Here is a 23404-nt window from a genome sequence, read left to right on the forward strand (position 1 = left end):
CCAAAGATCGCATTTTCACCGATGCGCTGCACTCATACCTTCAGTAGCATCAGTACCAGCACTGCCAACCTGACGAAGGAGTCTCCTTGACCTCCCCCGAAATCCCCCGCAGTCCGTCCTTCTGGAACAGTCTCGACGGCATCGCTTACGGCGGCGACTACAACCCGGAGCAGTGGCCGGAAGACATCCGGCACGAGGACATCGAGCTCATGAAAGAGGCCGGCGTCAACTTTCTCAGCGTCGGCATTTTCTCGTGGGGCCTCCTGGAGCCCACTGAAGGACACTACGATTTCGGCTGGTTGGACGAGGTCATGGACAACCTTCACGGGGCCGGCATCAAAGTGGCCCTAGCAACAGCCACTGCTTCTCCCCCTGCTTGGCTGGCCCGCAAATACCCTGAGATTCTCCCCATCACCGCGGAAGGAATCAGGCTGGAGCGGGGCTCACGACGCCACTACACGCCGTCGTCGGCTGTGTACCGCAGGTACTCCACCGCCATGACCCGCGTGCTCGCCGAACGATACAAAAATCACCCGGCCCTGGCGCTCTGGCACGTGGACAACGAACTTGGCTGCCACGTTGGCGAGTTCCACGGCCAGGAGGACGCAGCCGCTTTCCGGTCGTGGCTGGAACGACGATACGGCTCCGTCGAAGCCCTCAACGAGGCCTGGGGTACGGCGTTTTGGTCGCAGCACTACGCTTCCTTCGACGAAATCATCCCACCGGGGGCCGCGCCCACCACCCTCAATCCCGGGCAGCAGCTGGACTTCGCACGCTTCAACTCCTGGGCCTTCATCGACTACTACCGCGAGCTGCTGGCCGTCATTCGCGAGGTCACCCCCAACATCCCGGCAACCACCAACTTCATGGTCTCCAGCGCCACCAAAGCCTTGGACTACTTCGATTGGTCCAAGGATATGGACGTGATCGCCAACGACCACTACCTCGTGGCTGCGGACCCGGAGCGCGAAATCGAGCTCGCTTTCAGCGCCGACCTCACCCGCGGGGTGGCGGGCGGTGCGCCATGGATCCTCATGGAGCATTCGACGTCGGCGGTGAACTGGCAGCCGCACAACCAGCCCAAGATGCCCGGCGAAATGCTCCGCAACTCGCTGACGCACGTAGCCCGCGGCGCCGACGCCGTCATGTTCTTCCAGTGGCGGCAAAGCAAGGCCGGCTCGGAGAAGTTCCACTCGGCCATGGTGCCCCACGGCGGCCGTGACACGCAGGTGTGGCGGAACGTGGTGGATCTCGGTGATGCGTTGTCCAAACTGGAACCAGTCAAGGGCTCCCGCGTGGAATCCCGGGTTGCGATCGTGTTCGATTACGAAGCCTGGTGGGCCTCGGAGTTGGATTCGCACCCGAACAACTCGCTGAAATACCTCGATACCATGCGCGCCTTCCACCGCTCCTTGTACCTGCGCGGGATCACTGCGGACTTCGTGCACCCGTCGTCGGATCTGTCCGGCTATGACCTCATTTTGGTGTGCACCTTGTACTCCGTGACGGACACCGCGGCTACCTCGATTGCTGCCGCGGCTGAGGCCGGTGCCACGGTGCTCATCAGCTACTTCAGTGGCATCGTCGACGAGCGGGACCACGTGCGGCTTGGCGGCTACCCGGGCGCCTTCCGCGAACTATTGGGGGTGCGGAGCGAGGAATTCCACCCGCTCTTCCCCGGCACGTCGGTCACGTTGAGCGACGGAACAGTATTTGAACCCGGAACAGCCGGAACCGTGTGGAGCGAGCACGTACACGCCTCCCCGGGCACGGAGGTTCTGGCAACTTTCACCGACTACCCGCTCCACGGCGTCCCGGCCCTGACCCGGCGAACCGTCGGATCAGGTTCGGCCTGGTACCTCGCCACGCTTCCCGACGCCGATGGTCTCGACTCGCTGACCGCCCGGCTCGTGGAGGAAGCAGGGGTGACGGCCGCGACCGAGGTGTCTTCCGGCGTCGAACTTGTCCGGCGGCGCGCCGCCGACGGCCACAGCTTCCTGTTCGCCATCAACCACGGCCAGGAAGACGTTACCGTGAAGGCCGACGGCGGCGAACTGCTCAGCGGCGCACGCTTCACCGGCGTTGTCCCCGCCGGAGCCGTGGCCGTCATCGCGGAAGACCGACCCAAGTAAGTAGCAGATGATGCCGTTATGACGCGTCATAACGACATCATCTGCTACCCAGTTGGGTGGAAACACGAAAAACCGCGCCCCGAGCGGATCACGAATGATTCGCCCGGGGCGCGGTTTCCGTTTAGAAGGGGCTAGCTGATGGCGGACTTCATTTCGTCCACGGCCTTCTTGCCTGCTTCTTCCGGCGAGAGCCTGTTGAACATGACCTCGGAGGTGTACCGCTTGATGATTTCCTGGATGGCGCCTGCGCCCTTCGGCGGGGCTGCCGGAGCCTCCCCGAGTTCTTCCTTGATGGCGCCGATGAAGTCGACCACCTTCACGTCTGCCTTGGCCAGCTTCGGAGCAATTGCCTCGCGGACCTCGGAGTTCGGATACACGCCGCGGTCAGCAAGGAGGATCTCGCCGGCCTTGACGTTGTTGGTCAGGAAATCGATGAACTTTGCAGTCTCTTCCGGGTGCTTGGTCCGCGAAGATGCAGACCAGAACTGCGAGGCTTTGTACCAGAGCCCGGCATCTTCGGCCTTGCCCGTCTTGGAGGGGAACCGGAGGATCTGCAACTCGCCGCCGGCAGCCTTCTCGAGCGCCGGAAGCTGGTTTGACCACCAGAACGCCATGCCGTTCTTACCCGTGGCGAGTCCGCTCTGATCCAACGGCGCAGCCTCAGCTTCAACGATTTCCGAGGCGGTGGGTACCGCCTTGTTTTCGCTCATCTGCTTCAGAAATTCCCAGTAGCCCTTGATGTCCGAGGGCTCGAAGCCAAGCTTGCCATCCGAGGTGTAAAGCGACTTGCCGTTCTGCCGCAGCCACACGCCAAGGGAGGCTTCATCCGTTCCGTAGGCAGCCGCACCGTACGTTCCCTTCGGGGACTTGGCCGTGACCTCGGCCGCAACGCGTTCGAAGTCCTCCCAGGTCCATGTCTTGTCGTCAGGAAGCGGGACGCCCGCGGCCTGGAAGACTGCCGGGTTGGCGAGGATGGTGGCGGCATTGATGCCCGCGGCTATGCCGGTCAGCCCGTCCTCGCCCTTGCCTGCGTTCAACGCGGCCTCATCCAGCTTGGACGTATCGACGTCGTACTTGGAGAGGTCCAGTAGTGCGCCGCGGGTGGAGTATTCCGTGATGTACTTTTCGTCCATCTGAATGATGTCCGGAGCGTCGTTGGCTGCAACCTGGGTGGCCAGCTTGTCCCAGTAGCCACTCCAATCGCCGTACTCGGGCTTGATCTTGATGTTGGGGTTTTCGGCTTCGAAGGCGGCAATTGCTTCCTGCGTCAGCTGTGCACGCTTGTCCCCGCCCCACCATGAAAAGCGGAGCTCCACCTTGCCGTCGGCACTCTTTGCCTCCGGCCCTCCGCCGCCACCGCAGGCGGTGAGGGCAAGAACTGTTGCAGCTGTGGCCGCAACGAGGGCGGAGGCACGGCGCCTGCGCTCTCCCTTCGGCGCTGACGCGCGGGCTTTTGAGGCAGTTGCGGGGGCGACTGCTTCACCCTTTGGATTCACCGGCACTGTTGTCTCCGATCTTCTTTGATCTCGATGCGAACTGAGAAAGCGTTTTCTCGTTACGATTATGATACAAGTCACAATCTTGTATTACAAGACACCGACTTGTTCTAGTTGTTTTATTTGATGCCCGTGGTGGCGATGCCCTTGATGAGGAACCGCTGGCCGAAGAGGAAGACCAGGAACACGGGGAGCAGGGACACAATGGACATCGCGAAGAGCGATCCCCAGCTGGTTGCCGACTGTGAGTCGACGAACGCCCGAAGAGCAACAGGAACTGTGAACATGTCCGGGTCCGTGAGGTAGATCAGGGCGCCGAAGAAGTCGTTCCAGGTCCAGATGAACGTGAAGATGGTTGTGGTGGCCAGGGCCGGAACCATCAGGGGCAGGATGACGCGGAGGAAGATCCTGGGGTGGCCGGCACCGTCAATGCGGGCTGCCTCATCAAGGTCCTTCGGGATACCTCGAATGAACTGGACCATCAGGAACACGAAGAACGCGTCCGTCGCAAGGAGTTTGGGCACAATGAGCGGCCAGAAGGTATTCACCCAGCCGATCTGCGAGAACAGGATGTACTGAGGGACGATCACCACGTGGAACGGAAGCATGATGGTCAGCAGCATGACGCCGAAAAAAATCTTCTTGCCGCTGAACTGCAGGCGGGCGAATGCGTAGGCAGCCATGGAGCAGGAGATCAGGTTGCCAAGGATCGAGCCGAGGACCACGATCGCCGAGTTGACCATGTAGTGCCCGAACGGGTGCGTCAGGGCGGACCAGCCATCGGTGTAGTTGCTCATCTCCAGGCTCTCGAGCCACAGGCCGGGTTCGCGGAAGATGAGGTCGTTTTGTCGCAGGGAGGAAACTACCATCCACAGCAGCGGGTAGATCATCACCCCGCCCACGATGATCAGGATGGCGTGCTTGACCAGGCCCTTGATTCGGGCGCTGCGGCTGAAGGCCAGGCTGCCTGGAGATTCGCGGCGTCGCGGGCTCTTGCCGTCCTTCCCTGAGGAGGAATCGGAGGCGGCGGGGAGGGTCTGGAGTTTAGTCATCGTAGAACACCCAATACTTTGAAGCGATGAAGTTGATGGCGGTGAAGACACCGATGATGACCAGCAGGAACCAGGCCATCGCTGAGGCGTAGCCCATATCAAACTGACCGAAGCCCTTTTGGTACAGGTACAGGGTGAAGAACATGGTGGAGTCGGACGGGCCGCCGTTGCCGCCGGAGACGATGAACGCCTGCGTGAACGACTGGAACGATCCGATGATCTGAAGCACCAGGTTGAAGAAGATGATGGGGCTCAGCATCGGGAGGGTGATCCGCCAGAACTGCTGCAGCGTGGTGGCACCGTCAACCTTGGCTGCTTCGTAATACATCACGGGTATCTGCCGAAGGCCGGCCAGGAAGATGATCATGGGGCTGCCAAAGGTCCACACGTGCAGCAGAATGATGGAACCCAGAGCGGTATTGGGGTCAGAGATCCAACCGGGTCCCTCAATGCCAATCATCGCCAGGACCTGGTTCACCAGGCCGGTGGTGCCGAAAATCTGCTTCCAGAGGATGGCAACTGCCACCGATCCGCCCAGCAGGGACGGCAAGTAGAAAATGGAGCGGTAGAACGGCAGCCCGCGCAACCCCTTGTCCAGGACAAGGGCAATCAGCAGGGCCACGCCCAACTGTAGCGGCACACCCACCAGCACGTACGTGAACGTGACGCGGAGCGAGTTGTGGAGGCGGGCATCACCGAACATGCGGACGAAGTTATCCAACCCCACCCATTCCGGCGGCTGCAGGAGGTTGTAGTCCGTGAAGGACAAGTACAACGACATCAGCATGGGGCCCACGGTGATGGCGACCAGGCCAATCAGCCACGGAAGGAGGAAAATATAGGCGGCTTTGTTGTCGCGGCCGTTCGCCTTCTTCTCTTCTTTGGACATGGGACCCTTGCGCCGGGTCATCGTCGAGAGTTCGCCTATAGCGCTCATTGCTTCCCCCTTGCCGGAGCGCGAACGCCTTGCGGCGTCCCCGTGCGTAGTACAGCGGCCATGTGGTCTCCTTTGGTCATCGTGGCCATCCACGGAATACAAGTGTGGTTGGTGCTTGCCGCCCAAGACGCCGCCATTAGTGCGGCGCTACCCCTCGGAAGCGCCAGGCTCAGGTCCCGGTGTTCAGCGGCTCCGTACCAAAGTAAACGTTTTCTTGACCCATGTACAGCCTTTTGCTAATTTTTGAGAAAGCGTTTTCTTGCAGTGTTGCTTGAACGTGTTTTCCACGCTGAAGAAACCCGGCGTGCGCTACCGCACACCCTTCCGCACCGATAAGGCAGGACACTATTGTTTCCCACCGACTCCGCCTGCCATGACCGCCGTTGACATGGCAGCATCCCCCACCCGCCCCAGCGCACTGGCTGGCTACGAGGATTGGCCAGCCTACGTCGCCCGGAATCGGCTCACCGCCCACTCCGAGGATGCCCGGCAACTCGCTGACACACTCGGCGTGCCCGCCGTAACACCGGATCTCGAGTACGCAGTGCAGTCCGAATCAGAGCACGACGGCGTCATCACCTCGCGCCTGCAGTGGCAGTTGGGTTTCGGGCCAAGGACGTCCGCGTGGTTCGTACGGCCGGCCGGCGCCGCGGGGCCGCTGCCCGGGTTGCTCGCCCTGCACTGCCACGGTGGGATCAAGGCCTACGGTGCTAAGCGGCTTGTGTCCCTGCCCGACGGCGTGGACAGACCCGACAGTGGGGAAAATCCCGACGGCGGGGACAATCCCGACGGCGGCGCCCCCTTGGGCGAGAGGCCCGGCAACGCCAACGGTTCGGTGTCGCTTGGGTTGCCGCCCCTCGATGTCAGGGCCAAGCTCTATGGCGGCCGGGCACTGGCCACATGGTTGGCTCAACAGGGCTTCGCCGTCCTTGCCCACGACACCTTCATGTGGGGCAGCCGCCGCTTCGGACTCGATCCTCTTCCTTGGCGAACTGCCAAGGCGGTCAGCGGCCAGGAGGCACTCTGGCGGGAGGCCGGCGTCGAATTTTCCGCAGCGGAACGGTTCAACGCAGCGGCTGCCGCCCACGAGGAAACGGTGGCGAAGGCCGCAACGCTGATCGGCACCAGTGTTACCGGGACCGTTGCGCACGACGACCTCGCGGCATTGGGTGTCCTTGCATCGCTTCCGGGCGTGGACATGGATCGGCTTGGCTGCGTTGGCTTTTCCGGCGGTGGTGGGCGGGCGATGGTGCTCGGTGCCCTGAGCCCGCTGATCCGGAGTTACGTGGTGACGTGCATGATGACAACGTTCGGCTCGCTCCTGCCCTCCTACCTGGACGCACACTCTTGGTTGCTGCACACTCCCGGGCTGGCCAAGCTCGGGGATTGGCCGGATCTGTCAGTCCGCTCCAGTGCCACGGTCCTGGTCCAATACGGGCTGGCTGATCAGCTTTTCCCGGAACAGGGAATGCGCGATGCCCATCACCATCTCATGGAGAATATGCCGGCCCGCTACACGGGGAGCTTTTGGCAGGAACCCCACGTTTTCACCCCGGCCATGCAGGACGAAGCCGCGTCTTTCCTCACCGCAACCTTGCAGCCCCGCCAACTCACCAGCACGCCCACACCTGATTCCACTAGGACATACCAATGACACAACCCCTCACCGTCACCACAGCGGGAGGCAATGCCCGGCTCCCTCGCATCGCACTCGTGGGCGTGCACGGCTTCGGCGAACGTCACCTCGAAAACCTTGCTCGCCTGGGTGCTGACTGTACCCTCGAGCTGGTTGCTGTGGCCGATCCGCACCCCCCGGAAGAGGGAACGCTCGGCCCCGACGTTGCGGTCTTTGCTTCCCTTGACGAGCTCCTGGCTGCAGGAACCGCCCCTGACGTCGTCATTGTCTCCACGCCTATCCAGACGCACGCGCCGCTTGCCCTCGCTGCCCTCAAGGCCGGGGCCAACGTCTACCTGGAGAAGCCACCGGTGGCGTCCATGGCGCAGTACCAGGAGGTCATGGCAGCGGCCGCGAGCGCGGGCCGCTTGGTGCAGGTGGGTTTCCAGAGCTTGGGTTCAGAGGCCCTGCCCGCGATCGAAACCCTGGTGGAATCCGGCGAAATCGGCGAAGTCCGCGGCATCAGCGCCACGGGGCAGTGGCTGCGGAGCAAGGCGTACTTTAAGCGGTCCCGATGGGCCGGGAAACGCAGCATCAACGGGACCGACGTTGTGGACGGAGTGGCCACCAACGCTTTGGCCCACGCTGTGGCTACCGGGCTACGGCTCGCTGGTGCCCGAACAGTGGCGGACGTTGAATCCGTGGATACCGACCTCTACAGGGCAAACGACACCGAAAGTGACGACACCTCCGTGGTGAGGGTCCGGATGGCAGGCGGTACTGTCCTGACCTGCGCGTTGACGCTCTGCGCTCCCGTACAGTCCGCGCCGTCGGTCGCCATTTACGGGACGCTGGGGCAGCTCACGCTCTTCTATACGGAGGACCGCCTGGAGATCACCTCTCCACAGGGTGTCCGGACTGAGACCTACGGACGGATCGACTTGCTGGAGAACCTGCTGGCGGCCACCAGCGAGCAGGACCTCCTCAGCCCGCTCTCCGGGGCCGGCGCGTATGTGTCGGTCCTGGAGGCCATCCGAACGGCCGATGCACCCCGGGAGATACCTTCGGACTTCATCACTTGGGAGGGCACCGGCGACGACGCCCACGCCGTGGTGCATGGCATCGAGTCGCTAATCCGCCGGGCAACCTTGGGGCAGGCCACGTTTGCTGAGCTCGGCGCCCCTTGGACTTTATCCGGCGGACCCACCCTGGATATTGACGGCACGCCCGTCGCAACTTTGCAGGACGGATCCCGCATCCGGCCTACGTCGTCGCCGCGGCCCTACCTCCACCCCGTGCGGACGCTCGCCGGCACCGTGGTTACCGATCACGTCCCGGAGGATCACGTGTGGCATCTCGGAGCAGGAGTTGCCCTCCAGGACGTTGACGGCATCAACTTCTGGGGCGGCCGCACTTACACCCGCGACGCCGGGGCATACGTCTGGCGGACAGACCACGGACAGATTGTGGTTGAAGCCGCGGACCACGCTGACGGAGAGCGGCGCGAACAGTTGAGCTGGCTCGGCCCCGACGGATCACCGGTACTCCGCGAACAACGGGAGTGGCGCTGGGCCGCCGTCGGAAATTCAGCGTGGAAACTCACGTTGGATTTCACCCTGGAATCCGCCACGGGGCGTCCAGTGCTACTGGGCAGCCCCGGCTCCAACGGGCGGCCGCAGGGCGGTTACGGTGGCTTCTTCTGGCGGCTGCCGAAGGTCGGCGACGCCACCATCTGGACTCCCGGCTCGAGGGGCGAGGACGCCGTGCACGGCAGCGTAGCGCCATGGCTGGCTTGGTCCGGAACGTTCGACGCCGGACCCGCCGGGGCCTCGCACGTCGCCGGCGATCCCGGGCTGGGTCATCCGGCCACGCTCGTGTTTCTTGCAGCGCCCCAAGCGCCTGACCCTTGGTTCGTGCGGCACTCGGGCTACCCCGGCGTCGGCCTGTCCTTGGCGTGGGATGCGCCGGTGGCAACCGAACCCGGCCGCCCGGTCAAACGAACTGTCACCGTGCTCATCGCGGACGGCTTTTTGGCAACACAAGACATTGAACAACTCATCACCACTTTGGGGGAATCGGCATGACCACGCCTACTCAATTCACGCCGGCCCTGACTGCGGCCACTGCGCCCGGCAACGTTGCCGACCGCGCGGTAAAGCGCCAGCGGGTGCTGGACATTCTGGACGCTGCGGGCCGCGACTCGCTATTGCTCACAACCAATACGGCCCTTACCTGGTATCTGGACGGCAGCCGGGTCCATATCAGCCTGGCCGGCGACCCCATCGCGGCCCTCTTGGTAGACCGCTCCGGCGACCACTTGGTCACTTTCAACAATGAGGCCGGACGGATCGCTGCTGAGGAATTGCCGGACGGGGTCAGCCTGGACACGGTTCCATGGCACGGCCAATTGCATGCGGCCGCGGCGGGCCTGGCCGTTGATGGCAACCCGCTGGCGGAAGCAGCCGTCGCCACGGAGCTGCGGGCGGCTCGCCAGCAACTACTGCCTGCCGAGGCAGCCCGGTACGCCTCACTTTCCGCCGTCGCAGCCGCAGCCATGACGGACGTCCTCACGGCTGCGACCCCGGAAACCACGGAATTCCAGCTCATCTCGGACCTGGCAGCGCGGATTGTGGCGGTGGGCGCCGAGCCGCTTGTCCTACTTTGCAATGGTGCTTCCCGTAGCGACTTCCGGCACCCGCTCGCCACGCATTCCCCCCTCGGACGCCGCGCCATGGCCGTGGTGTGCGCGCGCCGGAACGGCTTGGTTGCCAACGTCACCCGTTGGGTAGCGTTCGACGCCGGCACTCCCCGGGAGCTCGACGCCGAGGCACGCATCGCCGCTGTTGAGGCCGACATCTTCCGGGCCACGGTGCCCGGGGCCCGCCTCAACGAGATCTTCGCCGAGATTAAGCAGTCCTATGCGCGGCACGGTTTCGGCGATGACCAGTGGACGCTTCACCACCAGGGCGGGCCGGCCGGTTACGCGGGCCGCGATCCCAGGGTCACCGCTGACGTCACGGACACGGTGGTGCTCAACCAGCCCTTCACGTGGAACCCGTCGGGGCCCGGCGTGAAGATCGAGGACACGGTGCTGCTCACGGATTCCGGCCTGCGTGTCCTGACCACTGACCACCGTTGGCCGACCACCGAAGTTGACGGCCGCCGTCGTCCGCTGACGCTGCGCCCCTAACACCTGCACCCAACACGAAAGGGGCGGGGTGACCGCGATGGTGACCCCGCCCCTTTTGTGCGTGCTTACCCAAGTAGGTCGCAGTTAATGCCGTTTTGAGTGCTCAAAACGCGCTTAACTGCGACTCAGTTGGGTGCGCTTTGGGGGCGTTAGCTGAGCTTTAGCACGCCGTCCACGCGCCGGGGGATTCCCAACGGGTTGGCGTCGTGCAAGGCCGGGTGCAGGACAGACTCAGGAGCATCCTGATAGGCCACCGGACGCTGGAAGCGGCGCACCGCAGTGGCGCCCACCGAGGTGAACAAGGACGTCGTGGCCGGGTATGGGCCACCATGCTGCTGCGCCCAATTCACGGCAACACCCGTGGGCCAGCCGTCGAAGAGGACCCTGCCGGCGAGACCGCTGAGTTGCTCCACAAGCGCGGAAACGTCCTCGCCCGGCTGTGCGTGCACCGTGCCCGTCAGGCTGCCCGGGACCTTCGCCAAGGCAGCGGACAGTTCGTCCTGGTTGGCGTACTCGATGAGCAGCGTGGTGGGGCCGAAGCACTCCTCCAACAACTCCTCGGGGCGTTCCAGGACGTTCGCGGCACTGGTGGAGAACACGACTGGCGCGGCACCGTCGGCCAGGCTGTCCTGCTGCACCGTTCCACTGACGACGGCGACACCGGGCTGGTCAGCGACGCTCCGCAGCCCATCCGGGTAGGCCTCGGCGATGCGCTCCGTGAGCATGGCAGCGGTGGGCTTGTCCTTGCTGGCCTCTGCCAGGTGCGAGGCGAAGTCCGTACCAGCCGGGATGAACACGAGCCCCGGCTTGGTGCAGAACTGGCCGGCACCCATGGTGAACGAGCCAGCCAATCCCGCGGCGAGCTGCTGTCCGCGTTCCGCGAGTGCGTCCGCCGTGATGACCACGGGGTTGAGGCTGCCGAGCTCGCCATAGAACGGGATCGGCTCCGGCCTTGACGCGGCGAGATCGAACAATGCGCGTCCGCCAGGGATGGAGCCGGTGAACCCGACAGCTTTGATGGCGGGATCCTGAACCAGGGCTGTGCCTGCCTCGCGGCCGCTGACCAGGGCGAAGATCCCTTCCGGCGCTCCGGCCTTGGCCAGTGCTTCGCCGACAATCTCAGCGGTGCGCTCGGAGAGGCGGAGGTGTCCCGAGTGCGCTTTCACGATCACCGGGCAGCCCACTGCCAGCGCGGATGCGGTGTCGCCACCGGCCACGGAGAAGGCGAACGGGAAGTTCGACGCCGAGAACACGGCTACGGGGCCGATCGGACGCAGGATGCGGCGCAAGTCAGGCTTGGGCGGGGTGGAGGCTGGGTCAGCGTGGTCAATGACCGCCTCAAGGTACGAGCCCTCGGTGATCACGTTGGCGAAAAGCCTCAACTGGCCACTGGTCCGCGCTACCTCGCCCGTGAGCCGGACAGTGCCCAGGCTCGTCTCGGAATCGGCGATCGCCACCAGTTCAGTGACGTTGGCGTCCAGGGCGTCGGCGACGGCGGTCAGCCAGGCGGCGCGTTCGGCGTCGGAAGCTGCTGCGGTCACCTTTGCAGCCTCGGTGGCTGCTGACGTGATGGCTGTCAGGTCAAGAGTTGCTGTACTCAATGCGGTTTCCTTTACTGTCAGGGACGGAGCTGTCAGGGCCGGGCAGCGGTGCCGGCTGGCTGCTGAATTCGAAGCCAAGCCCGGGACGGCCTGAGGACGTGAGCCGGCTATTGCGGATGCGTACCGGGGACGGCCCGTTCAGGATGCCCAGCTGCCCGAAGGAGGCGTCTTCCACGTCTTCCACGCTGACGGCTTCGGCCAGAGTGAGCGCCAGCTGCCCGGAGAGTTCCGGGAGCAGGTGCGGCGCCACCCTGATGCTGTTGGTTCGGGCCAGCTCAACAATCCGGCGGAACGGCGTAATGCCTCCTACGCGGACGATGTTGGGCTGGATGATGTCCACTGCTTCAGCTTCGATGAAGTCACGGAAACGGTAGATGGTGTGGACGTTCTCCCCCAGTGCGATGGGCACGGGCGACTGCTTGCGCAAACGCCGGTAGGCCCAGAGGTCGTCAGCGCGGATGGGTTCTTCCAGCCATTCCAGTCCGTACTCCCCCAAAACCTCCAAGGCACGGAACGTATGGGCCAGATCCCATCGCTGGTTGGCGTCGATCATGAGAAGCCGGTCCGTTCCGATGACCTGCCTGACAGCGGCTACACGCTCGGCGTCCTCCCGGAGCTCGGGCTTGCCCACTTTGATCTTCACGGCGTTATGCCCGGCGGCCACCCATCGCCGGGCCTGCTCGACGAGCTGATCCAGCGTGTAATGGAGATTGACGCCGGAGCCGTACACTTCCACGGACTCCTGGCGTTGACCAAGAAGTCCCGTGACGGACGTGCCTGCCTGTCGCGCTTTCACGTCCCAAAGTGCCAGGTCAACGCCAGCCATGGCAATGGTGGTGAGGCCACCCCCGCCGGCCTCATGCAGCCGCTTCCAGAGCTGGTCCCACACGATTTCCGGGTTGGCTTCCAAACCCAGGATGAACGGTGCGATGTCGTAATCCAAAAGGGCTTTGACCGCCTGTGGACCAATGGTGGGTGTCCACGAGAAGCCGTGGCCCGTGCCGCCGTCGTCCGTGGTCAGTTCGGTGACGATCACATGGTTCTCGGGCGCCTCGGCACCCCAGCTGCGCAGCAGCGGGACCGTGATCAGCCGGGTGGTGAGGCCCGTAATGCGGGCCGGCATCAGCTGCCCGCCAGCTCGTGGCCCTTGGCCAGGATGGACTTGAGCTCCAGCAGTTGTTCCTCGGAGGGGTCCACCAGCGGCGGACGAACGGGGCCGACGGGAAGCCCGGCGAGGCGCAGGCCGGCCTTGATCAGGGAGACGCCAAAGCCCGGAGTCTGGTCGCGCAGGCGGACGAGCGGCGCGTAGAAACCTTCGAGCAGCGCGTGGCGGCGCTCCTCGTCACCGGACACATAGGCGTCGTAGTATGCCTTGGCAATTTCCGGAGCCATGGCGAATGCGGCCGAGGAGTACAGGGGAATGCCGAGGCCACGGTAAGCGCCTTGGGTCAGTTCCGCCGTCAGCAGGCCATTGAACAGGGCAAAGTCGGTGCGGCCGCTGGCGTTGATCGCGGAAACAATTTCCTGGGCCAGGCCGACGTCGCCGATTCCGTCCTTGAAGCCAACCACCTTCGGGTTGGCTGTGAGTCTGGTGATGGCTTCTGCGGTGAACCTGGCCGTGCCACGGTGGTACACAATCACCGGCAGGCTGCTCGCGGTGGCAATGGCTTCTACGTAGGCCACAACGCCGTCGGTGGGACCGGTCACCAAGTACGGCGGGAGCACCAGCAACGCATCCGCGCCGGCTTCCTCGGCCACCTTAGCGGCGGCAATTGCATGACCCAAGGGTCCACCGGCACCGGAGACTACTGGCACGGCTCCCGCAACGGCCTCGACGGCGGCAGTCACCACAGTACGGACTTCCTCCAGTGAGAGCGCATGGAATTCGCCTGTGCCGCACGCGGGGAACACACCGCCCGGGCCGAACGGAAGCCGGGAGGTGATGTGCTCCTTGAGTAGCGCCACGTCCACGGTGCCGTCTTCGGCGAAGGGAGTGACGGGGAAGAACAGTACGCCGTCGAAGTTCATGGTGTCTCCTTGGTTGCTCCCGCCGGAACCAAGCCGGCGGGTATCTCGTCATTGAGTGCTGCTTGTTCGCTTGCTGCTGTGTCTTCGCCCTCGAATGGCGGCGTAAGTTCGGTGCGCCAGGTTCTCTTCGGCTCCCAGCCGAGGAGTTCCCGGGCCTTATCGATGGAGAACGCCGGGCTGGTGCCGGTCAGGTGCCCGGTCAAGGGACCGCTGCCCGGAAGGAACCGCGGGAACAATTCCGCAAGGGGCGCTGTAGCCAAGGCATCCTTGGCGCCAACAAAGAAGACCTGGCCGTTGGGGATGGCATCCATCTTGTCCAGCAGCACGTCCAGGAAATCAGCAACATCCCGCGCGTCCACGTAGTTGAACAACGCCGGGGCGGAAAGCGCCGGATCCTGCAGCCGCTCACGGACCGTGTGCCCTTGCTGTGTCAGCGCTCCTTCCCACTCCTCGGGGGAAATGACGTAGCACGGGCGGAATGCCGCATATCTGATCTTGTTGCCCTGAGCGGCAGCGAACATCTGCACGGTCTGCTCGGCGATCAGCTTGGACAGCGCGTACGCATTCCACGGCTTGGGCGGTGTCTGCTCGTTCAAGGGGAACGACGGCGGCAGCCAACCCGCCGGTGAACCATAGCCCAGGGCGGTGGGGCTGCTTGCCGTCACAATCCTGGGGACACCGGCGTCCGTGGCCGCACTGACCACTGCATAGGCGAGCTGGGTGTTCGTGCTGAAAATAACGTCCTCAGGCGCACTGAAAGGCACGGCAATAGCAGCGAGGTGGATGACGGCGTCGGGCGCTGTTTCCCGAATCAGCCGCTCCGCCTCCCCGGGCGCCAAGAGATCTGCCGCGTATTGCTCGGCTCCGGCCGGCAGTTGTTCCGCCGGGATAGCGTCCCGGTCTACAGAAATCACCTTGTGTCCCGCCTCCGCGAGGCCAGCCACAACACTGCGGCCAAGCCTGCCGGAACCGCCGGTGACGAAAATCCTGCTCATGGTCTTTTCCTTGCTGGGGTAGTGAACGGTCAGGCCTGGCCGCGGCTGAGATCGACGCCGAGGCCAAGCTCACTGATGCGGACGGGAAGGTCAGAGTCCAGAGACTTGTTACCGGCAATACCCACCGACACGGAACGAAGTCCATCGATGTAGCCGGAGGGGCGGCCCAAGGGGTCAACGCCCGGGCCATTGAAGAGGTCCGAAAGGAGCAGGTTGTCGCCGCCGCCGTGACCACCTTCGCCGTTGACGATCGGAACTTCGTAGGCTGCTTCCCAGTGGCGTTGAACCACCAGGCGCTCGCCGTTCCGGCGCACTGCGTCATCTTCCTCGATGGGCGTGGCGCTCGGGTCCACTACGGTCTTCTTGTCGGTGCTGGATTCGACGGCGGCGCGTTCCACCACTTCGAGTTCGGCCCGGCCTTCGGTGCCGTTGACGGTGACACGGTAGCCTTCCCACGGGCTGTGGGCGTTCAGGGAGTAGCTCAGCGTGGGGCCTCCCTGGTAGTCCACCACGAGGGCGAGGTTGTCCTCGATGGTGATGCCCTCGGTGAAAACATCCTGGTCACGGAGGTAGCCGTCAAACTTTTCGTTGTCGTAATACAGGGCCTTCAGGCGCTCATCCTCGCGCATGTCCAAGCGGAACGGATCGTGCCCCAGGCCATCAACGGTGCCGCGCTCCGGACGGTCTCCCAAGCCTCGCTCGGCAGCGTTCTTTTCGCCGTAGAAGCGCAGGCCACCGGAGGCAAACACGCGCTCCGGAACATCGTTGATCCACCAGTTGACCAGGTCGAAGTGGTGCGATGCCTTGTGGATGAGCAGGCCGCCGGAGTTCTTCTTTTCGCGGTGCCAGCGGCGGAAGTAGTCAGCGCCGTGCACGGTATCCAGGACCCAGCTGAAGTCGATGGACGTGACCTTGCCGATCACGCCGTTCTGGATGACTTCCTTGAGAGCGGTGTTGCGCGGCGAGTAGCGGTAGTTGAAGGTCACCACCACGTTTTTGCCGGTCTTCGCCACGGCCTCGGTGATGCGGCGGCAGCCGTCAACGTCAATCGTCAGCGGCTTTTCAACCACGACGTCGGCACCCGCCTCAAGCGCTTCAACGATGTAGTCCGCGTGGGTGTAGTCGGGCGTCGTGACGATGACGCGCTCGATGAAATTGGACTGGATGAAGCTGGTTAGCTCGCCAGGGGCGAAGGAATCCACCGGCTCAGTCCCGCCAAGCTCCTTGATCAGGTCCTGGTAGAAGTCCACGCGACCCTGGTTGACGTCCGAGAGCGCACTAAGTTCTGCGACATCCGCGTGTTGCCCGTAGATCGCCCGGATATACATCTCAGAGCGGCCACCGGTTCCAATCAGCGCTATACGGGTCCGCTTGGGGGTCTTGGTGGTCGTTTCGGCAGATTCGGTCTTGGTTTCGGCTGAGTCGACGTTGACCATGTGGGTGCCCCTTTCAGGAAGGCAGGAGTGAACCGCTTGACGGCCCGGCTTCGTATGGGAAGAATCATGAGAAAGCGTTTTCTCAGAGCGTTATAAGCTTTGTATCAAGACTCTGGTGGTCACGTCAACCACTGCTCCAACGACGGAGCATGCGGGAGGCGACCAATGGGAAGGGGCCACATGGCACGCAGGAACACCAACAGGCGCGTCGGCATCGCCGATGTCGCAGAAAAGGCCGGCGTCTCGCACGCCACCGTTTCACGTGTCATGAACGGAAATGCCGCAGTTGATCCCGGTATTGCCGCCCGGGTCCGGGCTGCCGCTGTTGAATTGAAATACCAGCCCAATCCAGTGGGGCGCAGCCTGGCGCTCGGCAAGACAGACACCATCGGAATCGTGGTTCCGGACCTGGCTAACCCCACCTTCCAGGCAATCCTTCGCGGACTCAGCATCGCAGCTGCCCAGGACGGGTACCGCGTGCTCATTGCCGATTCCTCGGAAGTTACCAGCGAGGAAGCCATCCTCGCCGGTGAGGCCCGCCGCCGCTGCGATGGCGTGGTGCTTTGCGCTCCCCGCATGAGCGATGCCGAGCTGGAGGAGTTGGCCCCCACCTTGCATCCGCTGGTGCTGATCAACCGCACCACCATCGCCACCAATACTCCGAGCCTGAGCGTGGACTACGGGCAAGGCATCCAGGAACTGGCACAGCACCTGGTGACTTTGGGCCACCGCCGCCTGGTGTTCCTCTCCGGCCCGGAGCACAGTGCATCCAATCGCCAACGCCTGGTGGGCTTGGACCAATTCCGCACGGATCACCCCGACATCGAGTTGCAGATGCTCCACGGCGGTTCCAACTTCGACTCGGGCCATGAGTCCACCGAGGCCATCATCGCCAGCGGTGCCACGGGCATCCTGGCCTTCAACGACCTCGTAGCCATGGGGCTGCTCAGCGGGCTGCACGAACGCGGAGTGCGCGTCCCGGAAGACATCTCAGTAACCGGATTCGATGACATCCCGTTCGCCAAATACACCACTCCCCCGCTGACCACCGCGGCTGTGCCCATCAACGAGCTCGGAAGCCTGGCTTGGCGAAGGATGCGGGAACAGATCCAGCAAGCCGGCGAAGCCACCACCCAGGCCCAGGACGAGTTCTCACCCAGGGTGGAGATCCGCAAGAGCACCGCGGCGCCAGCCCTCAAGCCCGCGAGTTGACACTTAATGCCAATGTTCGAGCCGAACATTGGCATTAAGTGTCACTTGGGCGGAGGGTTTGAGCCCACGCCGGCCTCCTTGTAGAAGCCTTGAATGTGCGCGGCAACAAGCTCAGCTGCTTTGCCGCCGTCGTTATTGTTCACAGCGGCGAGGATGGCACGGTGCTCGGCCCGAAGCCTGCTGCACGTCGCATTCCAATCGGGCAGGTTTCCGGTGAGTTCACCGGCATAGTTCTCGATTGCGCCCCGGAGCGACGCCATCATGGCACTGACCACTGAGTTGCCCGCCGCTTGGGCCAGCGCCACGTGAAAACGCGCGTCAAGGGCCAGGAATGAATCAATGTCCGGGGCGGCATCCATCTGATCCAGCAGCTCCGAGGCTTCCTCCAGCGCCGGTACGCCCACGTGGGCCCGTTCCGCAGCCCACGATTCGAGCAGCACTCGGGTCTCAACGATGTCTGCCACGGGAAGATGGCGGGTGGCTACATGCAGCCGAAGCGTAGAGCCGAGCGCAGAACCGGGCTCGGCGATCACCACAGTACCGGCGTCCTTGCCCGACCCCACGCCGGCCCGGACCACACCCATGGCTTCGAGGATCCTGACAGCCTCGCGCACCGAGGTCCGGGAGACCTGCAGTTGCTCGGCCATGGCACGTTCCCCCGGGAGCCGTCCACCCAAAGTGAGATCTCCGTCAGACAGCTGCTTCTCGATCCATTGCAGGACCAACTCGTGGGTACGCATAACGGAATACTAGTTGATGTGGTCCAACCACATGGATTACAGTGTGGTTAGACCACAGAATTCAAGGGAGAACCGCATGACCGACACCCTCGACCCCAAAATCACCGCCGCGCCAGCCAATGCCGGCAACGATCACAACGTGACACGCACAGCTCAGCCGCAGTCCGCCGTCGTGCAGTCATCTACGCCTCAGCCACCTGCACTGAAGCGCCGCGTGCCCAAGGTTTCCGACTTGGCGCCGCTGATGCATTTCAAGAAGCCCGAATTCAGCAAGACCGCCCGGCTCAAGCGCGCCAGCACCATCTGGGAACTGCGCGACATGGCTAAGCGCCGCACTCCGCAGGCACCCTTCGATTACACGGACGGCGCCGCCGAGGAAGAGATCACCCTCCGTCGGGCACGCCAGGCATTCCAAGACATCGAGTTCCGCCCGGGCATCCTGCGTGACGTTTCGAGGATCGATCTCCGCACGGACATCCTGGGCAAGGAATCACGCCTCCCGTTCGGTATCGCCCCCACGGGTTTCACGCGCATGATGCAGTCGGAGGGCGAATATGCAGGCTCGCAGGCAGCTGAAGCGGCAGGCATTCCCTACACCCTGTCCACCATGGGCACCGCATCCATCGAGGACGTTGCCACCGCCGCCCCGAACGGCCGCAACTGGTTCCAGCTATACCTATGGACGGACCGCGACCGCTCCCTCGAACTGATCGAACGCGCCGCCAAAGCCGGCAACGACACCCTCATGGTCACCGTTGACACCGCGGTCGCCGGCGCCCGGCTCCGCGATGTCCGCAACGGCATGACCATCCCGCCGGCGCTGACCATCAAGACAGTCCTGGACGCCTCTTACCGCCCGGCCTGGTGGTTCAATTTCCTCACTCACGAACCCCTGACGTTTGCCTCACTCTCGCGCTACACCGGCACCGTGGCTGACCTCATCAACTCCATGTTCGACCCCACCCTGACCTACGAGGACCTCGACTGGCTCCGCGAAACCTGGAAGGGCAAGCTGGTGGTCAAGGGCATCCAGACCGTGGAAGACGCCCGCAAGGTAGTGGACCACGGGGCCGATGGCATCATCCTGTCCAACCACGGCGGCCGTCAACTGGACCGTGCACCCATCCCGTTCCACCTGCTGCCGGAGGTCACCACGGCCTTGAAGGCGGACAACAGCAAGGCTGCCGTCATGCTGGACACGGGCATCACGAGCGGCGCGGACATCGTGGCAGCCCTGGCCTTGGGCGCGGACTTTGCGCTGATCGGCCGCGCGTACCTCTACGGCCTGATGGCCGGTGGACGTGAAGGCGTGGATCGGACCATCCAGATCCTGGAAAAGGACATGACCCGCACCATGGCACTGCTCGGCGTCAGCAAGGTCTCCGACCTGAACCCGGACCACGTGCGGCTGCTCCAGCGCTAAAGCACCCATGTAGGTAACAGCAGAGGCCGTTTTGAGAGCTCAAAACGGCCTCTACTGCTACCCAGTTGGGTGAGTGGTGCTAGATCAGGCCCTGCGCCAGCATCGCGTCGGCTACCTTGACGAAGCCACCAATGTTGGCGCCCACCACATAGTTTCCGGGCGCGCCGTATTCGTCGGCAGTCGCGGCGCAGCGATCGTGGATGCCCACCATGATCTCGGTGAGGCGCTGTTCCGTGTGCTCGAAGGACCAGGAGTCGCGGCTGGCGTTCTGTTGCATTTCCAGCGCGGACGTAGCAACACCACCGGCATTGGCGGCCTTGCCCGGCCCGAACAGGATCCCGGCTTCCTGGAAGACTGACACGGCTGAACGGGTGGAGGGCATGTTGGCACCTTCGGCCACGGCGATCAGGCCATTGCTGACCAGCTTGGCGGCAGCCTCGCCGTCGAGTTCGTTCTGCGTGGCGCAGGGCAAGGCCACGGTGCCGTTGACATCCCACACCGAACCGTCGGAAACGTGGTTCACTCCCGGCCGCCGTGCGGCGTACTCCGTCAGGCGCCCCCGCTCCACTTCCTTGATCCGGCTCAAAAGCGCGACGTCGATCCCCGCCTCATCCACGATGTAACCGGCGGAGTCGGAACAAGCCACCACGGTGGCACCGAGGGCCTGGGCCTTGGCGATCGCATGGATCGCCACATTGCCCGAACCGGAGACCACAACACGCTGCCCATCGAAGGACTGCCCACGGGTCTTGAGCATCTCCTGGGCGAAGATCACCGTGCCGTAACCGGTAGCCTCGGGACGAACCAGGGAGCCGCCCCACGAGATGCCCTTGCCCGTGAGGACACCGGATTCATAGCGGTTGGTGATGCGCTTGTACTGGCCGAAGAGGTAACCGATTTCGCGGCCGCCCACGCCGATGTCACCGGCCGGGACGTCGGTGTACTCGCCAATGTGGCGGTACAGCTCAGTCATGAAGGACTGGCAGAAGCGCATGATTTCGGCGTCGGAACGTCCGCGGGGATCGAAGTCCGAGCCTCCCTTGCCGCCGCCAATGGGCATGCCGGTGAGCGCATTCTTGAAGATCTGTTCGAAGCCAAGGAACTTCACGATTCCCAGATACACCGAGGGGTGGAATCGAAGTCCGCCCTTGTACGGGCCGAGGGCGGAGTTGAACTCCACACGGAAGCCGCGGTTTACGTGGACGCGGCCGGCGTCGTCAGTCCAGGGGACGCGGAAGATGATTTGTCGCTCGGGCTCGCACAGACGTTCAAGAACAGCGCCCTCAAGGAATTCAGGATGACGATCATGGACAGGGCCAAGGCTTTCGAAGACCTCGGTGACGGCCTGGTGGAATTCCTTCTCTCCCGGGTTCCGCGCCAACACAGTGTCGCGGACTGTTTCGAGCCTTGAATCCATGCGTCTTCCTATCCTCAGTGCGCCGGCCAGCGGCGAGACGATCAGTCCCGCCCATGGTTGCACCGAGGGATATAGGATCTCCATCCGGAGGCAATGTGACCCGGGCCAAGGAGTTAACACAAGTGTAGAGAATCGTTGAAATCTCAAGGAAATGAGAGGTTAACGAAAACTCACAATGTGATAAGGATCACGTTAAGTCGAGGTTGGCTATCGCTTTCGCCCGAACTTGGGAAGGTTGGGCAGGTTCGGTAGGTTCGCCAAAAGATCAGCGGCCTTAGTGGCGGCCCGGCCGACAGTACGGCCGATCTGCTGGGGCACGGTGTCGTCCGAGGCAGGATCCAAAGTGACCGGGATTCCGCTCGCATGAACCTTCACAGCCTGGCTGACGGCGTCAGTGCGGGTGGCCGGAAGCTCCGGCGAAGAGACAACAACAGCCGCGGCAGGGGGCCCGGCGGCGGGTGCCGGCTCGGAAGGAGCGACGACGGCGGGCGCCGGCGTGCCGACGTCGAACGTCTCCAGCCAGCTGGCGACGCCGGCGAGCGGCTTGGTATTCAACGCGTAGAAGCGCTTCTGGCCCTGGGCGCGCATGCTGACCAAGTCCGCCTCGCGGAGCACTTTCAAATGCTTGGAGATGGTGGGCTGGCTCGCAGCCAGTTCTTCCACCAGTTCGCCTACAGCTTTATCCCCAGAGCGGAGGGAGACCAGGATGTCGCGCCTGGTTGCCTCAGCTATGACGGCAAATACGTCGTCAGTCACCATGCCTCCCACCCTAGCGACATATACGCCGATTGGCATCCCTGTTTCGTGGCGCTACAGCGTCAGTCGAACCAGGGATCCAGGCCATACAGGGGGAAGATCTCTTTGCGCGTGGCAATAACGGTTCGGTCAACTTCGTCCGCGGGATCGTAACCGACCTCCCATGAGCGCCACCAGACGTCAACGTCGTCGCTCATCGACTCCGGGGCCGACACGCCGTACGTTTCCTTCACGTACGTCCGCCACGCTTCAGGCACGGGCGTGCTGAGCGGCACCGGACGCTGCGTCACCATCCCGATCAGGTGGCTCCAGGCACGCGGCACAACGCCAGTGACGTCGTAGCCGCCTCCCCCAGTCGCGATCCAGCGGTTATCGCAGTAGCGGGCGGCGAGGCCGGCGACGGCGGAAGCCGCCTCACGCTGACCGTCAATGCTGAGGTTGAGGTGCGTCAGGGGGTCGTCCCGGTGGGAGTCGCAGCCGTGCTGGCTGACAATGACTTCGGGCTGGAACGCGCCGACAAGCTGCGGGACCACCGCATGGAAAGCCCGCAGCCAGGCCGCGTCGCCGGTGAACGCAGGAAGCGCGACGTTAACCACGGTCCCCGGGGCGTTTGGTCCGCCGGTTTCGTTGGCAAAGCCCGTGCCGGGGAAAAGCGTGAGGCCCGATTCGTGCAGGCTGATGGTCATGACACGGGGGTCGTTCCAGAAAATACTCTGCGTACCGTCGCCATGGTGGGCGTCGACGTCGATGCTCACCACCCGCTGCACCCCGCCGTCGAGCAGCCTTTGGATAGCCATCGCAACGTCGTTGTAAACGCAAAAGCCGCTGGCCCGCTCCCTCGCGGCATGATGCATCCCGCCACTGAAGTTCACAGCACGAACGGCTTGGCCCGACAGGATGGTCTCCGCCGCCAGCAGCGAACCGCCGGCGAGCCGGGCGCTGGCCTCGTGCATCCCGGCGAACGCGGGATCGTCCTCAGTTCCCAGGCCACGGTCCTCCTCGGGAGCCGAGGGATCGACACTGACGCGGCGCACGGCCTCCACGTATTCGCGGCTGTGCACAGTAAAAAGTTCGACGTCGGTGGCCACCGTAGGCGCTTCGACGGCCACATGCTGGTGGTCAAACAGGCCGAGGGATTCGGCCAGCCGCGCTGTAAGTTCCAGCCGCTGCGGCGCCATGGGGTGACCCGGGCCAAAGTTGTAGGCAGTCATGGCTGGATCCCACACCACCGTCGTTGGCAGTGCGGACCGCGTAATGCTGGAAGCTGTTGTTCCAAGCCGTGAGTTCATCCAGAACAGGCTACCTGAGCCCGGAGTAGCCTACCGCCCGGTTACGCCGCAGGAATAGTGGTTTACTACTCAGGAAAGCTTGTTC

19 protein-coding genes are annotated in these 23404 nt (G+C 63.7%); 7 read left to right on the forward strand and 12 right to left on the reverse strand.

The features are described 5' to 3' along the window. Positions 1 to 86 precede the first annotated feature (86 nt). Positions 87 to 2132, forward strand: a complete 2046-nt coding sequence (locus ACNAOT_RS18640; protein ID WP_420178928.1) for a beta-galactosidase — start codon at positions 87 to 89, stop codon at positions 2130 to 2132. A gap of 131 nt (positions 2133 to 2263) precedes the next feature. Here ACNAOT_RS18640 and ACNAOT_RS18645 read toward each other — a convergent pair whose 3' ends face one another. The 3 genes from ACNAOT_RS18645 to ACNAOT_RS18655 all read right to left on the reverse strand — a co-directional run bounded on the left by ACNAOT_RS18645 (position 2264) and on the right by ACNAOT_RS18655 (position 5617). Continuing rightward, complete coding sequence (locus tag ACNAOT_RS18645) at positions 2264 to 3634, reverse strand: ABC transporter substrate-binding protein (protein ID WP_420178929.1); 1371 nt, start codon at positions 3632 to 3634, stop codon at positions 2264 to 2266. 113 nt (positions 3635 to 3747) lie between these two features. Then, positions 3748 to 4680: a carbohydrate ABC transporter permease gene (locus ACNAOT_RS18650; RefSeq protein ID WP_420178930.1), complete on the reverse strand. Its 933-nt coding sequence runs from the start codon at positions 4678 to 4680 to the stop codon at positions 3748 to 3750. Beyond that, positions 4673 to 5617, reverse strand: coding sequence for a carbohydrate ABC transporter permease (locus ACNAOT_RS18655; protein WP_091470463.1), 945 nt, complete (start codon positions 5615 to 5617; stop codon positions 4673 to 4675). The genes ACNAOT_RS18650 and ACNAOT_RS18655 overlap by 8 nt, the downstream gene beginning before the upstream one ends. A 373-nt stretch (positions 5618 to 5990) precedes the next feature. Between ACNAOT_RS18655 and ACNAOT_RS18660 the strand changes: the two genes are divergently transcribed. From ACNAOT_RS18660 to ACNAOT_RS18670, 3 genes are read left to right on the forward strand one after another with little or no spacing between them, the layout of a single operon-like run. Next, a complete protein-coding gene (locus ACNAOT_RS18660; RefSeq protein ID WP_420178931.1) occupies positions 5991 to 7271 on the forward strand; it encodes an acetylesterase in 1281 nt (426 codons plus the stop codon). Then, positions 7268 to 9316 (forward strand): DUF6807 family protein, encoded by a 2049-nt coding sequence (locus tag ACNAOT_RS18665; RefSeq protein WP_420178932.1) that lies wholly within the window; start codon positions 7268 to 7270, stop codon positions 9314 to 9316. Before ACNAOT_RS18660 ends, ACNAOT_RS18665 begins: the two co-directional genes overlap by 4 nt. Beyond that, complete coding sequence (locus ACNAOT_RS18670) at positions 9313 to 10422, forward strand: M24 family metallopeptidase (protein ID WP_420178933.1); 1110 nt, start codon at positions 9313 to 9315, stop codon at positions 10420 to 10422. The genes ACNAOT_RS18665 and ACNAOT_RS18670 overlap by 4 nt, the downstream gene beginning before the upstream one ends. 149 nt (positions 10423 to 10571) lie before the next feature. On the opposite strand, the gene ACNAOT_RS18675 is transcribed toward ACNAOT_RS18670, so the two are convergent. From ACNAOT_RS18675 to ACNAOT_RS18695, 5 genes are read right to left on the reverse strand one after another with little or no spacing between them, the layout of a single operon-like run. After that, entirely contained in the window at positions 10572 to 12023 is a 1452-nt protein-coding gene (locus ACNAOT_RS18675) for an aldehyde dehydrogenase (NADP(+)) (protein ID WP_420178934.1), read from the reverse strand. Beyond that, positions 12004 to 13146 (reverse strand): mandelate racemase/muconate lactonizing enzyme family protein, encoded by a 1143-nt coding sequence (locus ACNAOT_RS18680; protein WP_420178935.1) that lies wholly within the window; start codon positions 13144 to 13146, stop codon positions 12004 to 12006. Before ACNAOT_RS18680 ends, ACNAOT_RS18675 begins: the two co-directional genes overlap by 20 nt. After that, the gene (locus ACNAOT_RS18685; protein ID WP_420178936.1) at positions 13146 to 14051 is read right to left on the reverse strand and encodes a 5-dehydro-4-deoxyglucarate dehydratase; all 906 of its coding nucleotides are present in this window, start codon (positions 14049 to 14051) and stop codon (positions 13146 to 13148) included. Before ACNAOT_RS18685 ends, ACNAOT_RS18680 begins: the two co-directional genes overlap by 1 nt. Continuing rightward, positions 14048 to 15046 carry an NAD-dependent epimerase/dehydratase family protein gene (locus ACNAOT_RS18690; protein ID WP_420178937.1) on the reverse strand — a complete coding sequence of 333 codons (999 nt, stop codon included), beginning with the start codon at positions 15044 to 15046 and terminating at the stop codon, positions 14048 to 14050. Before ACNAOT_RS18690 ends, ACNAOT_RS18685 begins: the two co-directional genes overlap by 4 nt. A gap of 29 nt (positions 15047 to 15075) precedes the next feature. Then, positions 15076 to 16482, reverse strand: a complete 1407-nt coding sequence (locus tag ACNAOT_RS18695; RefSeq protein WP_420178938.1) for a Gfo/Idh/MocA family protein — start codon at positions 16480 to 16482, stop codon at positions 15076 to 15078. A gap of 180 nt (positions 16483 to 16662) precedes the next feature. Between ACNAOT_RS18695 and ACNAOT_RS18700 the strand changes: the two genes are divergently transcribed. Further along, positions 16663 to 17694: a LacI family DNA-binding transcriptional regulator gene (locus ACNAOT_RS18700; RefSeq protein WP_420178939.1), complete on the forward strand. Its 1032-nt coding sequence runs from the start codon at positions 16663 to 16665 to the stop codon at positions 17692 to 17694. A 41-nt stretch (positions 17695 to 17735) separates the two neighbouring features. Here the strand turns inward: ACNAOT_RS18700 and ACNAOT_RS18705 are convergent, their stop codons facing one another. Further along, on the reverse strand, positions 17736 to 18434 hold the full coding sequence (locus tag ACNAOT_RS18705; protein WP_364306335.1) for a FadR/GntR family transcriptional regulator: 699 nt from the start codon (positions 18432 to 18434) through the stop codon (positions 17736 to 17738). Between the two features lie 76 nt (positions 18435 to 18510). Here ACNAOT_RS18705 and ACNAOT_RS18710 point away from each other — a divergent pair, with 76 nt between their 5' ends. Then, the gene (locus ACNAOT_RS18710) at positions 18511 to 19857 is read left to right on the forward strand and encodes an alpha-hydroxy acid oxidase (RefSeq protein ID WP_420178940.1); all 1347 of its coding nucleotides are present in this window, start codon (positions 18511 to 18513) and stop codon (positions 19855 to 19857) included. A gap of 79 nt (positions 19858 to 19936) precedes the next feature. Here ACNAOT_RS18710 and gdhA read toward each other — a convergent pair whose 3' ends face one another. The 3 genes from gdhA to ACNAOT_RS18725 form a co-directional block, all read right to left on the reverse strand. After that, complete coding sequence (gdhA, locus tag ACNAOT_RS18715; protein WP_091470447.1) at positions 19937 to 21274, reverse strand: NADP-specific glutamate dehydrogenase; 1338 nt, start codon at positions 21272 to 21274, stop codon at positions 19937 to 19939. A 207-nt stretch (positions 21275 to 21481) separates the two neighbouring features. Beyond that, entirely contained in the window at positions 21482 to 22033 is a 552-nt protein-coding gene (locus ACNAOT_RS18720; RefSeq protein ID WP_420178941.1) for an ArsR/SmtB family transcription factor, read from the reverse strand. 59 nt (positions 22034 to 22092) lie between these two features. After that, a complete protein-coding gene (locus ACNAOT_RS18725) occupies positions 22093 to 23241 on the reverse strand; it encodes an acetoin utilization protein AcuC (protein ID WP_420178942.1) in 1149 nt (382 codons plus the stop codon). On the opposite strand from ACNAOT_RS18725, the gene ACNAOT_RS18730 reads away from it, so the two are divergent. After that, positions 23240 to 23377 (forward strand): hypothetical protein, encoded by a 138-nt coding sequence (locus ACNAOT_RS18730; protein WP_420178943.1) that lies wholly within the window; start codon positions 23240 to 23242, stop codon positions 23375 to 23377. The two genes, ACNAOT_RS18725 and ACNAOT_RS18730, sit on opposite strands and share 2 nt — an antisense overlap. Positions 23378 to 23404 lie beyond the last annotated feature (27 nt).

Origin of the sequence: Paenarthrobacter sp. TA1.8, from assembly GCF_048595705.1 — a bacterium.
GTDB lineage: Bacteria > Actinomycetota > Actinomycetes > Actinomycetales > Micrococcaceae > Arthrobacter > Arthrobacter nitroguajacolicus.

Excerpts from the sequence above, each read along its gene's own strand:
- ACNAOT_RS18730 (WP_420178943.1), top strand. The coding sequence starts at position 23,240 with ATGGCTGGATCCCACACCACCGTCGTTGGCAGTGCGGACCGCGTAATG.
- gdhA (WP_091470447.1), bottom strand. The coding sequence starts at position 21,274 with ATGGATTCAAGGCTCGAAACAGTCCGCGACACTGTGTTGGCGCGGAAC.
- ACNAOT_RS18690 (WP_420178937.1), bottom strand. The coding sequence starts at position 15,046 with ATGAGCAGGATTTTCGTCACCGGCGGTTCCGGCAGGCTTGGCCGCAGT.
- ACNAOT_RS18685 (WP_420178936.1), bottom strand. The coding sequence starts at position 14,051 with ATGAACTTCGACGGCGTACTGTTCTTCCCCGTCACTCCCTTCGCCGAA.
- ACNAOT_RS18650 (WP_420178930.1), bottom strand. The coding sequence starts at position 4,680 with ATGACTAAACTCCAGACCCTCCCCGCCGCCTCCGATTCCTCCTCAGGG.
- ACNAOT_RS18725 (WP_420178942.1), bottom strand. The coding sequence starts at position 23,241 with ATGACTGCCTACAACTTTGGCCCGGGTCACCCCATGGCGCCGCAGCGG.
- ACNAOT_RS18710 (WP_420178940.1), top strand. The coding sequence starts at position 18,511 with ATGACCGACACCCTCGACCCCAAAATCACCGCCGCGCCAGCCAATGCC.
- ACNAOT_RS18695 (WP_420178938.1), bottom strand. The coding sequence starts at position 16,482 with ATGGTCAACGTCGACTCAGCCGAAACCAAGACCGAATCTGCCGAAACG.
- ACNAOT_RS18660 (WP_420178931.1), top strand. The coding sequence starts at position 5,991 with ATGACCGCCGTTGACATGGCAGCATCCCCCACCCGCCCCAGCGCACTG.
- ACNAOT_RS18655 (WP_091470463.1), bottom strand. The coding sequence starts at position 5,617 with ATGAGCGCTATAGGCGAACTCTCGACGATGACCCGGCGCAAGGGTCCC.
- ACNAOT_RS18705 (WP_364306335.1), bottom strand. The coding sequence starts at position 18,434 with ATGCGTACCCACGAGTTGGTCCTGCAATGGATCGAGAAGCAGCTGTCT.
- ACNAOT_RS18670 (WP_420178933.1), top strand. The coding sequence starts at position 9,313 with ATGACCACGCCTACTCAATTCACGCCGGCCCTGACTGCGGCCACTGCG.
- ACNAOT_RS18700 (WP_420178939.1), top strand. The coding sequence starts at position 16,663 with ATGGCACGCAGGAACACCAACAGGCGCGTCGGCATCGCCGATGTCGCA.
- ACNAOT_RS18665 (WP_420178932.1), top strand. The coding sequence starts at position 7,268 with ATGACACAACCCCTCACCGTCACCACAGCGGGAGGCAATGCCCGGCTC.
- ACNAOT_RS18720 (WP_420178941.1), bottom strand. The coding sequence starts at position 22,033 with ATGGTGACTGACGACGTATTTGCCGTCATAGCTGAGGCAACCAGGCGC.
- ACNAOT_RS18680 (WP_420178935.1), bottom strand. The coding sequence starts at position 13,146 with ATGCCGGCCCGCATTACGGGCCTCACCACCCGGCTGATCACGGTCCCG.